The following is a 13,771-nucleotide window of genomic DNA, read 5'->3' as shown; positions in this document are numbered from 1 at the left end:
TCGCGGGGTACCCGCCAGCCGGTCTCTCGGACATTTCGATTTCCGCCGTCGCGGCACCGTACGTTCAGACCGGGCCGGAGCCCTCGCCGATCTCGAATCCAGAGAGTTCACATCTGGCGCCCATACGAACGGTTAACATCTAACCGTTCGTATGGATGGAGGGGGAGAACGCTTATGGCCGAGTACATCGCCATGTCCTGGCCAGGTACTCCGGGCGGTGCCACGCGAGCGGAACGCCAACCGTGCCACTACAAGGCGTACGTTCCCGATCCTCTGCTAGGCCGCCCCCTGAACCTGACGGCACAACGCGCAGCGGATGTGAGCGACGTCGAGCGCCGACTCGTGGAGTTGAACGCATCCCCACAAGCCCTGATCAGTCTTGAAGCGCTGGCCAGGCTTCTCCTACGAGCCGAAGCTGTGGCGAGTTCCTTCATCGAGGGCCTGCAGATCAATGTACGGCGTCTCGCCAAAGCCGATGTGGCATCACGTACCGGCATAGAGGCACACGATGACACGGCACACGCGGTCCTCGGGAACGTCCGGGCGATGGAATCGGCTCTCGAACTCGCGGACGCACCGGCCGTACATGTCACTGACATCCTGGAAGTCCACCAAAGGCTTCTCAACGGAACTCGGGACGCACGCTTCGGCGGCCTGATCAGAACCGAACAGAACTGGGTTGGCGGAACCGGCATGTCACCATGCGGCGCCGACTTCGTCCCCCCACCGCCCGACAGAGTTCACTCGCTCCTCGAAGACCTGTGCGCGTACATATCAGGAGACGACCATCCCGCCCTGGTCCAGGCGGCCATCGCACACGCACAGTTCGAGACGATCCACCCATTCGTTGACGGCAACGGCCGTACGGGACGGGCACTCATCCACCTGATCCTCCGTCGTCGAGGATTGGCTCCCCGCTTCGCCCCACCGATCAGTCTCATCCTGGCGTCACACACCGATGCCTACATCTCCGCACTCACCGCATACCGTTACGAGGGAGCCTCCGACTCTCCGCAAGCCCAGGAGGGCATGGGCACCTGTCTCGATCGATTCGTCGCGGACGCCGCCCGCGCCAGTATCGACACGGATCGTTTCGGTGCGACACTCGACGCCCTCGAAAGGGGCTGGCGAGAGAAGCTGGGGAGAGTGCGCACGGGGTCCTCCGTCGATCTTCTACTGCGAGTACTTCCCTCTGCTCCCGTGCTCACGGCCACCACCGCCGCCGACCTGATCGGGCGATCCGCCCAGCGAGCCAACGACGCGGTCAACCAGCTCGCGGCGGCAGGCGTGCTCAAACAGACCACCATCGGCAGGCGGAATCGCGCATTCGAGGTCCCCGACCTCATCAACGCCCTCACCGGATTCGAAAGAGCACTCGCCAGTCCGCTGGGTGACACCCGCCAAGCAGCCCCCGCACGGCCAGTCCCTTACCGACCATAGGGGTCATCGCCTGTAGGTGGGCTGCCCGACCTCGACGTGCCCCACGGCGATTTCCCTCCGAAGGTCCTCGCGCGGGGTGCCCGCCGATTTCACCTGACGGCATCCCGATATCCGGGTCGGCCCGCGTGTCCGCCCGTGACGGGCAGGGCGGGGCCGAGAAAATGCATGGGAAAGTGTCGGCGCCCGGTGATAGAAAGCAAGTTCGACTTTCATCCTTGACCTGCTTGGGAGCGAACCTGTGACCATCAGCAGTTCGGAGTTCTCCGTCTCCGGTCGCCCGCATGACAGGCGAGGTCCGGTGCGCTGGTTCTGGTCCCATGTTCGCCGCCATCCGCTCCAGCTGACCGGATTCCTCGGCGCATCGCTGATCATGGTCGTGCTCAACGCCACGGTTCCCGGGCTCACCGGCGCGGCCTTCGACACCGTGCTGGGCGAGAACGGCGGCGGGGCGCGGGAGCTGGGCCTGATCTCGCTGGGACTGCTGGCGATCGTGCTGGCCCGCGGCGCCTTCGACCTCATCGCACGCCTGGCCAGCGAGGTTCTGGCCAAGCGGCTGGAGCGGGACACCAGGGACGAGCTCTACGTCAGCCTGCTCGGCAAGAGCCAGACCTTCCACAACAGACAGCGGGTCGGCGACCTGATGGCGCGGGCGGCCAACGACATCCGGCAGCTCTCCATCATGATCTCCCCGGGCATCGACCTGATCGTCGACTCCAGCTTGACCGGCCTCGTGCCCCTGGTCTTCATCGCCGCGATCGACCCGCGGCTGCTGCTGGTGCCCGGCGTCTTCGCGGTCGTCTTCGTTCTCGCACTCCGGCACTACATGGGGCAGCTCAACCCGGTGGCGACCCGCATGCGCGAGCAGTTCGGCGATCTCAACGCCGGGCTGAACGAGGCGGTCCGCGGCATCGAGGTCATCAAGGTGTCCGCGCAGGAGGACCAGGAGCGGCTGCGGTTCCGGGCGCGCGCGCGACGCTATCGCGACTTCTTCGTCCGCAACGGCCTGGTCCAGGCCCGTTACCTGCCGACCCTGCTCTTCGCCTTCGCGATGGCCGGGGCGCTCTGGCACGGCCTCTACCTCCAGGCCGCGGGCGACATCACGATCGGCGAGCTGGTCGCCTTCATGAGCCTGGTGAACATGATCGGTTTCCCGACCAATATATCGATCTTCACCTTCTCACTGGTCCAGCTCGGCATCGTGTCCGCCCGCCGGATCCTGAGCATCATGAACACCGAGACCGAATTCGGGCGACGCGCCGACGGCCACGCCGCACCGATCAGCGGGGCGATCCGCTTCGAGAACGTGACGTTCGGCTACGGGGAGGACGATCCGGTGTTGCGCGGGGTGACGTTCACCGTGCAGCCGGGCGAGACCGTGGCGATCGTCGGCGAGACCGGCTCGGGCAAGAGCACCCTGACGAAGCTGGTCCCCCGGATCTACGACGTCACCGCCGGCCGGATCCTGGTGGACGACGTGGACGTGCGCGAGTGGGACCTCGACTCGCTGCGCTCCCAGATCTCCACCATCGAGCAGGACATCGTGCTGTTCTCCAGGTCGGTGGCCGAGAACATCGCCTTCGGGCTTGGCCAGCAGGTGGAGCGGAGCGCCGTCGTGAAGGCGGCGGAGGAGGCCCAGGCCGCCGAGTTCATCGGCGAGCTCGACGACGGCTACGACACGGTCATCGGTGAGCGCGGCATCACCCTCTCCGGTGGCCAGCGCCAGCGCCTGGCCATCGCACGGGCACTGCTGACGGATCCGGCGATCCTCGTGCTCGACGACTCGACGAGTGCGATCGACTCCGCCACGGAGGACAGGATCCAGCAGGCCGTCGACCGCGTTCTCGACGGGCGCACCACGCTCCTGATCACCCACCGGCTCTCCCAGATCCGCTGGGCCGACAAGGTTCTGCTGCTCCGCCGAGGCGAGCTGGTCGACTACGGCACGCACGACGAACTGCTCGCCCGCAGTCGCCTCTACCGGCGGATCTTCGCCCACTACGACGAGGTCGACCTGGCGGGCACCACCGACCCGGGCGTGGTCCTCGCGGGCGAGCAGGGAGGGCAGGGCTGATGGGCTTCATCATGGACGGCCTCGACGCCGAGGACTACGATCGCACCTACAACGATCGTGATCTACTCCGCCGGATCCTGTCCTACTTCCGGCCGAAGCTGGGCTCGATGGTCCTGGTCGCGATCATGATCGTGCTCTTCTCACTGACCCAGGCGGCCATGCCGTTGCTGGTCAGCTGGGGCGTGGACGGGATCGAGGACGGCACGATCGCCGATGTGGGCCGGCAGCTCACCGTCGGCCTGCTGCTCGCCGGGGTGCTCGGCTGGCTGTTCAACTTCATCCGCCAGTGGTACAGCGCGAAGGTCACCGGAGACGTCGTCCTGCGTCTCCGCGAGGACGCGTTCGACGCCGTACTCAAGCGTGACCTGTCGTTCTACGACGAGAACCCGTCGGGCAAGATCGTCAGCCGGGTCACCTCCGACACCGATGACTTCGCGACCGTCTCCACCCTGACGATGGACCTGATCAGCCAGGTGTTGATGGTGGGCTTCGTCACGATCCTGCTCTTCCTGCGCAGCGTCGAGCTCGCCCTGCTGACCCTTCTCGTGGTGCCGGTCGTGGTGGGCATCGCGCTGCTGTTCCGGCGGGTCGCCCGCAGCAGCAGCCGCAGGGCGCAACGCTCGCTGAGCCGGGTGAACGCCACCCTGCAGGAGACCATGGGCGGAATCACCGTCGCCAAGAACTTCCGCCAGGAGCAGCGGGTCTACGACGAGTTCCGGCCCATCAACGAGCAGAGCTACCAGGTGACGCTCAGGCAGGGTTTCGTCTTCTCCGGCATCTTCCCGGTGCTCTTTCTCGTCGCCGGACTGGCCACGGTCGCGCTCGTCCAACTGGGCGGTACCACGGTGCTCGCCGGCGGTCTGTCCGCCGGCGACTGGTACCTCTTCCTCCAGGGGGTCGCCCTCTTCTGGTTCCCGCTGACCTCCATCGCCGCGTTCTGGTCCCAGTTCCAGCAGGGCCTGTCCGCGTCAGAGCGGGTCTTCGCCCTGATCGACGCGCCACCCCGGGTCGTGCAGACCGACCCTCAGCCGGTCGGCAGGCTGGCGGGCCGCATCGAGTTCCGCGACGTCCGGTTCGGTTACGAAGCCGACAGCACCGTCCTGCGGGACTTCAACCTCACCATCGAGGCGGGCGAGAGCGTCGCGCTGGTCGGTCACACCGGTGCGGGCAAGTCGACGCTCAGCAAGCTGATCACCCGGTTCTACGAGTTCCAGGACGGCCGGTTGAGCATCGACGATCGTGACATCCGCACGCTGGATCTGGCCGGGTACCGGCGGCAGATCGGCGCGGTTCCACAGGTTCCGTTCCTGTTCAGCGGCACTGTCGCCGACAACATCAGATACCCGAGGCCGGAGGCGAGCGACGAGGAGGTGCTCGCCTCCGCCACGGCGGTCGGCGGCGGCGACTGGATCGACGCCCTGCCCGACGGCCTGCGGACCGACGTCGGCGAACACGGCCGCGCCCTGTCCATGGGCCAGCGCCAGCTCGTCGCGCTGGCCCGCCTGCTCATCCAGGATCCGGCGATCGTGGTCCTGGACGAGGCCACCGCCAGTGTCGATCCGCTGACCGAGGCCCAGATCCAGGAGGGCCTGGACCGGGTGCTGGCCGACCGCACCTCCATCGTCATCGCACACCGGTTGTCCACGATCGAGCACGTCGATCGCATCATCGTGCTGGATCACGGCCGGATCGTCGAGGAGGGCGACCACAGCACGCTGCTGGCTCGCGGTGGTCACTACTGCCAGGTCTACAACACCTACTTCAGGCACCAGTCCCCCGACTACCGTCCCGGTTCCGGGTTCGTCTCCGTCACCGGCCCCGTCACCGGCCCTGTCACCGGCTCCGCGTGATCGAGGCTGCTCGAACCGGGGCCTGGGCACCGGCCGGGGATCCACGATTCGAGCAGCCCGCCAGGACGGTCAGCGTGCCCGCGCCGCGCGGATCCCGACCACGTCGTAGGGGGTGTTCGGCTCGGGTGGCGTCGTGAAGCGGGCGTTCGGCAGGTAGAGCCGATCGCCGAACCTCGCCACCGTGGTCGGCACGTCGAAACGCTGGTCGGTGAGCCGGTCGACGACCCGCCCCGAGGAGCCGTCCCGGCTCATCCGTACCGCGGTCACGACGTTGAGCCGGTTCTGCACGACGTACAGGGTGCGGCCGACCAGCAGCAGGCCGTCGCCGTTGCCGAGGGATTCACCGCCCAGGTCCACCGATGTGGTCACGCCCGTCACCGGGTCGGCCTTGAACAGCCGTCCGGTGTTGGACTGCACGATGAGCAGCGATCTACCGTCGGGGGTCTCGGCGATGCCGTTGGCGTTGATACCCGGGCCGTACTCGATGGCACCGGTCAGCGGCACCGTGTCGGCCGTGGCCGGCAGGGTGCCGCCCGCGCCCAACCTGAGCCGGTAGAGAACGGGATTGGTGGAATCGGTGAACCAGGCCGCCTTCCGGGCCAGTACGACGTCGTTGACGAAGGCGGCTCCGCTCGCGAGCGAGTAGCTCTTGAGCAGCCTGCCGGTACGGGTGTCGATCACGCGTGCGTCGCCGCCGGTGCCGCCGGCGACGAACAGCCGTCCCGTCGCGTCGGTCTTCAGCCCGAGCGACGGGGTGCCCGGCCCGTCGCTGAGCACGCTTCCCCTGCCCGTACGCAGGTCGGCCCGGTAGATCGCGCCGGTCGCCCGCGAGCCGAAGAAGGCCACCGGTCCGGGTCCGATCGCGATGCCCTCGGGCTGGAATCCCGCGGGCAGCGGGAAGCCCGCGGGAGGAGTCGTGGTGGTGTCGGCCTGTGCGGGAGCGCCTAACAGGCCGACGAGCATGGCGCACAGTGCGGTCGTGAGGATCACAGGTCTCATGAATCTCACTATTCCTCCCCATACCGTTCCGGGAAAGGCGGCTCACAGAACGCGATCTCGCACCGCGGCGCAGAAGATCGTGAACTTCGGACCGCCGGGAGACCGGTCGTAGCAGGCTCACGTCGTTGGGGTACGGAGCCCCGCCCGGATCGGCCGCCCCCGACGTACGCCACCGCGAGCACCTGCTCCATTCGAAGATCCAGAGAAGTGCTTGACGTATGACGTCAAGTATTTGATAGTTGGCGACAAGTACTTGACGTCATACGTCAAGCAAAGGAGGGGCAGTGACCGCCTGGACCGAAGCGCACGAGATGCTCGCGGGCGATCTGAGGAGGATCGTCGGCAGCAGGCTGCTCGATCCGCTGGACATCCTCTTCGGCACCGGCGAACTGCTCGGGGAGCGTCTGGTGACGGAGTCCCGGGCGTGGGCCGAGGTGTTGCTGGGGGAGGACGACCAGGCCGCCGCGTACACCGCGATCCGCCTGGTCAGCGCCCTGTATCCCAGTGACGCCCCCTTTGATCCACCGGCCGGATGGTGGGCGACCCCCTTTGGCCGGGCCGTGGCCCGGCGTGCGGGACATCCGGCCGCCGTCGCGGTGCCCTCCTCGGCGGCGGCGGCCATGCTCGGCATCACCCGCCAGGGCGTTCACGACCTCGCCAGTCGCGGCAAGCTCGAACGCCATCCCGACGGCGGCATCACCACCGCCTCCATCCGTGCCCGGCTCTCCGGTCGAGCCACAGCCGCACAGCACCCAGCACGAAGGGATCACACATGACCACCGACCGCACCACCACCGCCCCCGGCGGCCCGCTGCGCCTCGCCGAAGGAGCGACCGTCAGCCGGCTCGGCTACGGGGCGATGCAGTTGCCGGGCCCCGGTGTCTGGGGGCCGCCGAAGGACCCGGCGGCCGCCCTGGCCGTGCTGCGCCGAGCCGTCGAACTCGGCGTCAGGCACATCGACACCAGCGACTTCTACGGCCCGCACGTGGCCAACGACCTCATCCGCGAGGCACTCCACCCCTACCCCGACGACCTCGTGATCGCCACCAAGGTCGGCGTGGTCAGGGACGAGTGGCAGTCGTGGAACGCCGCCGCCACGCCGGCCGAGCTGCGCGAGCAGATCGAGGAGAACCTGTCCCGGCTCGGCAGGGCCCGCCTCGACCTGGTCTATCTGCGAGTCGGCGGCGACGGCCTGCTCTTCCCCGACGAAACCCCCTTCGCCGACTCCTTCGGCACGCTCGCCGACCTGCACCGGCGCGGTCTCATCCGGCATCTCGGGCTCAGCGGGGTCACCGCCGCCCAGCTCGCCGAGGCCCGCGAGATCGCCCCCGTGGTCGCGGTACAGAACCGGTTCCACCTCTTCGACCGGGACAGCGAGGACGTCCTCACCGCCTGCGAGGAGCACGGCATCGCCTTCGTTCCCTACTTTCCCCTCGCGGCGGGAATGCTCAGGCCGGGCCTGGACACCTCACAGGCCCCACCGGGCATGGCGCCCACCGCGGAGCAGCAGCGGACGCTCGACGAGGTGGCCGGACGGCATGGCGCGACCCGCACCCAGGTGGCGCTCGCCTGGCTGCTGGCCCGTTCCCCGGTCATCCTCGCGATCCCCGGCACCGGCTCCGTGGCACACCTGGAGGAGAACGTCGCCGCGGCCGACCTGCGGCTGACCGAGAGCGACATCGCCCGGCTGGACGAACTCGCCTGATCGGCGGACCCACCGCGGAAAGAGGAGTCAGCCTTCCCGGTGGCGTCGGCCCAGCTCCGCGACGAAGGCCGTGAGCAGGCGGGCGAACTCCCGCCTTTCGTGCTCGGACCAGCCGCGCATCGCCGCGTCGAAGACCTCACGGCGGAAGCGGTGGACCCGCTCGGCGTGCCCGGCGCCCAGTTCGGTGAGCTCCAGCGTGCTGCGGCGGCCGTCAGCCGGGTCGGCCACCCTGCGCAGCAGCCCCGCCTCGACTGCCCTGGCCACCAGTCGGCTGGCGCGGGGCTGGTCGACGCCCAGCCGACCGGCGACGGAGGTCACCGTCGCGGCCTCCGGCCCTTCCTCCACAGCGTCGATCACCCCGAAGAGTGCGGGGTCGAGCTCGACGTCACCCGCGAGGCGCTGGAGGGCGCGGCGGGTCTGGCTGCGCCGGATCGCCACCATCGCCCGCTCGACGGCGGCCACCTGAGGGTCTTCCATGCCCCAATGATACATGTACTAATACATGTTATTGTCAAAGTACATGTATCGGCCCAGGAAGGCGGCACCGTGAACATCTCCGAGATCACCGGCCAGAGACGTCCCATCGGCTACTGGATCAAGCACCTGCACGGCCTCGTCGAGGGCTCCCTCGACGGCCTCCTCGCCGGCCAGGGCCTGACCCGCCGCCACTGGCAGGTGCTGAACGTCATCGCCACCGACTCCCCCACCCTCGCCGACCTCGACATCGCCCTCGCCCCCTTCCTTGACGACCGGCGGCCCTCCCTGCGCCCGGTGGCGGACGACCTGCGCGAGCGGGGCTGGTTGGAGGGAGCGGAGCGGCCGACCCTCACCGCCGCCGGGATCCGGGCGCACGAGGAGTTACGACGGCAGGTGAACGCCGATCGTGCCCGCCTCACGGAGGGGATCAGCGCCGAGGAGTACCTGGCCACGATCGACGTCCTGACCCGGATGTCGGCCAACCTGACGGGCCCGGCGGAGCCCGCAAAATCACCCACCAATCCCAGAAATATCACCTAAAATATATTAGACAACACTAAAATATCTATTATTGCCCCGCCGAAGGGGGGCAGAAAACCGATCTCCGCGAGATGGCAGAATTACTTATGTCACCTTAATATCGTCTATTTTCGCCGTCCGCAGGCTCCATACGGAGTGATGATGTTGCGACGAGTGGCAATGAGTGATGAGCCGCGATGAGAGCGGCGGTCAGCTCCGGCGGCCGCCCGACATCTCCAACCGGACCGCTGCTCTCCCCAATGGGGCGGGACAGCCCGGAGACCACAACCGCGCCGCCGGCGCCGGACGCGTCCGCGACGGCCGGCGGCCGGTCGAGCCGCAGGAGACGGGCAGGGCCGAAGAGGCGATCGCCGCCTACCGGCACGCCGCGGAAGCCGGGAACACCGACGCCTGCTGGCAGCTGGTCGAGTTGTTCCAGCGGGTGGGCCGGACCGAGGAGGCGATCACCTGGCTGCGGACCCGGGCGGAGACCGGCGACATCGACGCCCTGTGGAAGGCGGTCGAGTTACTCCAGGAGTCCGAGCGGGCCGAGGAGGCGATCACCTGGCTGCGGACCCGCGCCGAGACAGGCGACCCCCACGCCCTCAGGCGGCTCACCGTCCTGCTGTACCAGCTGGATCGGGCCGAGGAGGCGATCACCTGGCTGCGGGCCCGCGCCGAGGCGGGTTACCCCGACGCCCTGGCGCACGCGGTCGACCTGATGCACGAGACGGGCCGCACCCAGGAGGCGATCACCTGGCTGCGGACCCGGGCGGAGACCGGCGACGCGCACGCCCTGATATGGGCGGTCCTGCTGCTCTGCGAGGCCGGTCACGCGGAGAGAGCGGTCCTTGCCTACCTGAGCACCGCCGAACTGGGCCGCCCCGACGTTCTGGCCCAGGCGATCGGCCTGCTGAGACGGCTCGGCCACACCGACGAGGCCGAACGGCTCCGACGGTGCGGGATCACCCCCGGCAGGACGTGACCCGTATCGGCTCAGCGCTCGATTCCTCGGCCGAGGACCGGCTTCACTTCCACGACAGATGTTCCGTCCAGCGCCTCCAGGTTACATACGTGCGATGATTTCCATCAGGTGCCAGAGAGATCCAACCGGCGCACAAGCGCACTGGATCACCCTCACGCCATGAACATCGCAAGAATCTCCCTCATGACGCTCGCGGTCGGCGTTCTCGCGGGATGTACCTTCACCGTCGAAGCGGATCAGGAGGACGCCTCATCGGCCCAGAACCCGCCGAAACCCCCGGGAACCTTCGCGACGCCCTTCCCCACCGCGATCGGGGCACTGGACCTGGTATCGGTGACCCCCGCCGAGGAACGCTTCAAGCTCCCGGACGGGCCGCACCACAAGATCTCCGGCACCCAGCTCACCACGTTCTACCAGGACACCCCGCGCCTGAAATCCTTCTACGCCACCGGGGCGCAGGCCGAGGTGACCGATCCCAAGGCCGCCGTGGACTGGCTGACCGCTCAGGACCGCGAGAGGGAGAACCCGCAGACGGACTGGGTCTACGTGGGAACCGGTCCGCTCCGCGGCGCGGCCTCCTGCCGGAACACCGACGACGGGACCTACTGCTACTGGGCCGACGCCGACACGGTGGGTTTCCTTGAGATCCCGCGCGGCCTCGCCGGGAAGATCACGGAGAGCTTCGCCATGATCAGGAGCGCGCTGGAAGGAGAGCCCGCCAAGAGCCGGTGACCGAGGAGCCATTCCGGTCTGTGGGCCGGCAGGCAGGCCTGCTGCGTCGTCTCCGTGCTCTCACTGGGCTCGCGCAGCAGCCGGGCACGCATGACCAGCCCGGCCTGGCTCAACAGGCCGGCGATCTGGAAAACCTGGGTTCTGGTGAGGCGATGAGGGCGCCGGTACGGTTTGACCATGGCTGTGCGGTCGTTGGGATACCAGAGTGATCTGATGTTGCTCGGGCTGCAAGGCGGCGTCGTCGACCGGCGCGACGGCTACCTGGCTGTCCGGACGCCCGCCAACCCGACCTATCACTGGGGGAACTTCATCCTGCTGGACACTCCGCCGGCCCCCGGAACGGTGGCCTCGTGGGTGAACACCTTCCACCGCGAGTTCCCGGACGCCGGCCACGTCGCCCTCGGTGTCGACGGTGTCACCGGCGACGCCGGTGAGCCGGAGGAACTGGCGGCGGCGAGCCTCGATGTCGAGCGGAGCACCGTGATGACGGCCAGTGCGGTGCACCCGCCGCCGCACCCCAACCGTGACGCTCACTTCCGCGTCCTGGACGGCGACGAGGACTGGTCCGCCGCGCTGGCACTGCAGGAGGCCACCAACCCCGGTCCCGACATCGAGGGATACCGGGTGTTCGCCCAGCGCAATCTGGCGGCGATGCGCCGACTGCAGGAACGCGGGTGCGGCGCGTGGTTCGGAGCCTTCGTGAACGACCGCATGGTCTCCGGGCTCGGCCTGTTCACCGATGGTTCGGGGCTCGCGCGCTACCAGGCCGTCGACACTCACCCGGCACATCGAAACCAGGGCCTTTCCGGAACCCTCGTGTACACGGCCGGCCGGCACGCTCTGGAACATCTGAACGCGCACACGCTCGTCATGGTGGCCGATCCGAGCTACGTCGCGATCCGCGTGTACCGCTCGGTCGGATTCACCGACGCCGAGACACAGGTCCAGCTGGAGCCGTCAACGACTGCTCCGGCCTGAGGATCGCCGATTCCAGCCCCGCTCCGGAGCGGGGCTGATCCTTTCCCCATGGGCGGCCGAAGGACCGATCACACTGGTCAGCCACCGCATCTGGGGGTGGCCGGCCCGGCAGCCGTGGCCGACCAGATCCTGACCGGTCCGGCACGGTCAGATCGCGCGACGAGAGGGCCGCCTGCCTGGCCTGCGTTGCTGTGAACGCGTGACCGGCGGCTACCGCCTCATCCTCGGTCCACGCGACTTACAGTGATCGGCAGTGGCCGCGTTTGTACCCACATCTCCGTATCATCGACTACATGACCGCTGAGTACCCGGAATCCTTCCGTCGTGGTGAACTGCGCGTCTCCCATGCCGAGCGCGAAGCGGTGGTGACACGGCTGAACGAGGCGGCGGCTGAGGGCCGTATCGAACTGACCGAGCTCGACGAGAGGCTGGAACGGGCGCTGACCGCCAGAACCTACGCCGATCTGACGCCCCTCACCGCCGACCTGCCGCCCGTGGTTCCGCCGGACCCGGGACAGCCACTGGTCCTCAAGGGAGGCCTTCACGGCGCGGCGCGCGTCGGGCGCTGGCAGGTACCCGCGAAAGTAAGCGCGTACGGCGGCATGGCCGGCGTCAAGATCGATTTCACCCAGGCCGACTGCCGGCTGCCCGAGGTCGAGGTGGAAGCACACGGCCAGATGGCCGGGGTCACGATCATCCTCCCTGACGGCTGGGCCGTGGAGACCGGCGGGATGGATCCCGGCCTCGGCGGTCTGAGGGACAAGACCACTCCCGACCGACTGCCGGGCACACCACTGATCCGCCTCACCGGCACCGGCGGCCCGGCAGGCGTGGTCGTCCGCCATCCCAACGCCCTCGAACGCCGCAAGCTGAAACGCGCTCAGCTGCGGTGAGCGACAAACGGCTGGAGTGGCCCGCACGGAGTTCGAATCTTCAGCCGGGTCGCCGTGGATGGTCGAAGATCATCAAGGGTCGTTAGCATGATCTGACGTGAGAGATCTCCGACTGCTGCCCAAGGCCCACCTGCACGTGCACCTGGAGAGCACCGTACGTCCCGAGACCGTGCGGGAGCTGGGCGGCCCGCCGGAGCCCGAGGGCCCGTTCGCGAACTTCCGCGCGTTCGCCGACCAGCGGGCCAAAGTACGCGAGTCGCTGCGCACGCCCGAGCACTTCCGCCGGATCGCGGTGGAGTTCTGCGAGGACGAGGCCGCTCAGGGCACTCGTTACGCCGAGGTGACCTTCACCGCCGCCTCACACGGGGAGCGGGTCGGAGCGCCCGAGATGCCGCTGGAGGCGGTGCTCGACGGGCTGGCCGAAGGCTGCGCCAGGTTCGGGATCCGGAGCCGGGTGCTGCTCGACCACTCCAGGCGGCGTCCGGTGGAGCGGCTGTGGCGGACGTACGAGCTGGCCGTCCGCTACGACGAGGTGATCGGCATAGGGCTGGCGGGCGACGAGAGCCATCCGCTGACGCCTTTCGCCGAGGTGCTCGACGCGGCCAGGGAGGCCGGGCTGCACCTGGTGCACCACGCGGGGGAGACGGCCGGCGCGGCCAGCATCCGCGAGGCGCTGGACGTCGGGCACGCCGAGCGGCTCGGGCACGGCATCCGGGTGCTCGACGACGACGCGCTGGTGGCACGGGTACGCGAGAGCGGAATCCCGCTGGAGGTCTGCCCCACCTCCAACGTCCTGCTCGGGCTCGTTGCCTCGCTGGCCGAACACCCCCTGCCTCGGCTACGCGCGGCCAGGCTGGCGGTCACGGTCAACACCGACGGCGAGACGGCGCTGGCCGACGAGTACGCGCGGTTGCGTGAGGTCCACGGATACGGCGACGACGTCATGGCCGAGTTGGCTCGTGCTTCGATCGAGGCCTCGTTCGCCCCTTGGGAGCTCAAGGCGGCGCTTCTCGCCGAAGTCGATGCCTGGCTGACCACGGCATCGCCCCTGGGGGGCGAAACCCGGCCGGTCTGACGGTGGCGGAGCGCCGCTCGCGCGCCCGACCCCGGCGACCTTCCGAA

The 13,771-nt window shown here is 68.5% G+C and carries 13 protein-coding genes; 11 read left to right on the top strand and 2 right to left on the bottom strand.

Features of this window, described 5'->3' with window-relative positions:
* The first annotated feature begins 174 nt into the window (after positions 1-174).
* The 3 genes from ABT130_RS20505 (at position 175) to ABT130_RS20495 (ending at position 5,361) form a co-directional block, all read left to right on the top strand.
* Positions 175-1,440 carry a Fic family protein gene (locus tag ABT130_RS20505; protein WP_350957362.1) on the top strand — a complete coding sequence of 422 codons (1,266 nt, stop codon included), beginning with the start codon at positions 175-177 and terminating at the stop codon, positions 1,438-1,440.
* Positions 1,441-1,678: 238 nt separating this feature from the next.
* On the top strand, positions 1,679-3,511 hold the full coding sequence (locus tag ABT130_RS20500; protein WP_350957359.1) for an ABC transporter ATP-binding protein: 1,833 nt from the start codon (positions 1,679-1,681) through the stop codon (positions 3,509-3,511).
* Positions 3,511-5,361, top strand: a complete 1,851-nt coding sequence (locus ABT130_RS20495) for an ABC transporter ATP-binding protein (RefSeq protein ID WP_350957356.1) — start codon at positions 3,511-3,513, stop codon at positions 5,359-5,361. The genes ABT130_RS20500 and ABT130_RS20495 overlap by 1 nt, the downstream gene beginning before the upstream one ends.
* A 69-nt stretch (positions 5,362-5,430) precedes the next feature.
* Here ABT130_RS20495 and ABT130_RS20490 read toward each other — a convergent pair whose 3' ends face one another.
* A complete protein-coding gene (locus ABT130_RS20490; RefSeq protein ID WP_350957353.1) occupies positions 5,431-6,360 on the bottom strand; it encodes a superoxide dismutase in 930 nt (309 codons plus the stop codon).
* A 284-nt stretch (positions 6,361-6,644) separates the two neighbouring features.
* On the opposite strand from ABT130_RS20490, the gene ABT130_RS20485 reads away from it, so the two are divergent.
* Both ABT130_RS20485 and ABT130_RS20480 read left to right on the top strand, forming a co-directional pair.
* A complete protein-coding gene (locus ABT130_RS20485; RefSeq protein WP_350925560.1) occupies positions 6,645-7,136 on the top strand; it encodes a hypothetical protein in 492 nt (163 codons plus the stop codon).
* Positions 7,133-8,065: an oxidoreductase gene (locus ABT130_RS20480; protein ID WP_350957351.1), complete on the top strand. Its 933-nt coding sequence runs from the start codon at positions 7,133-7,135 to the stop codon at positions 8,063-8,065. The genes ABT130_RS20485 and ABT130_RS20480 overlap by 4 nt, the downstream gene beginning before the upstream one ends.
* 27 nt (positions 8,066-8,092) lie before the next feature.
* Here the strand turns inward: ABT130_RS20480 and ABT130_RS20475 are convergent, their stop codons facing one another.
* Entirely contained in the window at positions 8,093-8,542 is a 450-nt protein-coding gene (locus ABT130_RS20475; protein ID WP_350957348.1) for a MarR family winged helix-turn-helix transcriptional regulator, read from the bottom strand.
* A 69-nt stretch (positions 8,543-8,611) separates the two neighbouring features.
* Here ABT130_RS20475 and ABT130_RS20470 point away from each other — a divergent pair, with 69 nt between their 5' ends.
* The 6 genes from ABT130_RS20470 to add all read left to right on the top strand — a co-directional run bounded on the left by ABT130_RS20470 (position 8,612) and on the right by add (position 13,724).
* The gene (locus ABT130_RS20470) at positions 8,612-9,082 is read left to right on the top strand and encodes a MarR family winged helix-turn-helix transcriptional regulator (protein WP_350925554.1); all 471 of its coding nucleotides are present in this window, start codon (positions 8,612-8,614) and stop codon (positions 9,080-9,082) included.
* A 166-nt stretch (positions 9,083-9,248) separates the two neighbouring features.
* A complete protein-coding gene (locus tag ABT130_RS20465) occupies positions 9,249-10,046 on the top strand; it encodes a tetratricopeptide repeat protein (RefSeq protein WP_350957345.1) in 798 nt (265 codons plus the stop codon).
* A 159-nt stretch (positions 10,047-10,205) separates the two neighbouring features.
* On the top strand, positions 10,206-10,778 hold the full coding sequence (locus ABT130_RS20460; RefSeq protein ID WP_350957342.1) for a hypothetical protein: 573 nt from the start codon (positions 10,206-10,208) through the stop codon (positions 10,776-10,778).
* Between the two features lie 177 nt (positions 10,779-10,955).
* Entirely contained in the window at positions 10,956-11,756 is an 801-nt protein-coding gene (locus tag ABT130_RS20455) for a GNAT family N-acetyltransferase (RefSeq protein WP_350957340.1), read from the top strand.
* Positions 11,757-12,049: 293 nt separating this feature from the next.
* A complete protein-coding gene (locus ABT130_RS20450; RefSeq protein ID WP_350957337.1) occupies positions 12,050-12,649 on the top strand; it encodes a DUF1707 SHOCT-like domain-containing protein in 600 nt (199 codons plus the stop codon).
* A 97-nt stretch (positions 12,650-12,746) separates the two neighbouring features.
* A complete protein-coding gene (add, locus tag ABT130_RS20445; RefSeq protein WP_350957335.1) occupies positions 12,747-13,724 on the top strand; it encodes an adenosine deaminase in 978 nt (325 codons plus the stop codon).
* The last annotated feature ends 47 nt before the right edge of the window (positions 13,725-13,771 follow it).

The organism is Streptosporangium sp. NPDC001681, assembly GCF_040298085.1.
Classification (GTDB): domain Bacteria; phylum Actinomycetota; class Actinomycetes; order Streptosporangiales; family Streptosporangiaceae; genus Streptosporangium.
This window is presented reverse-complemented; position numbering and strand designations above follow the sequence as displayed.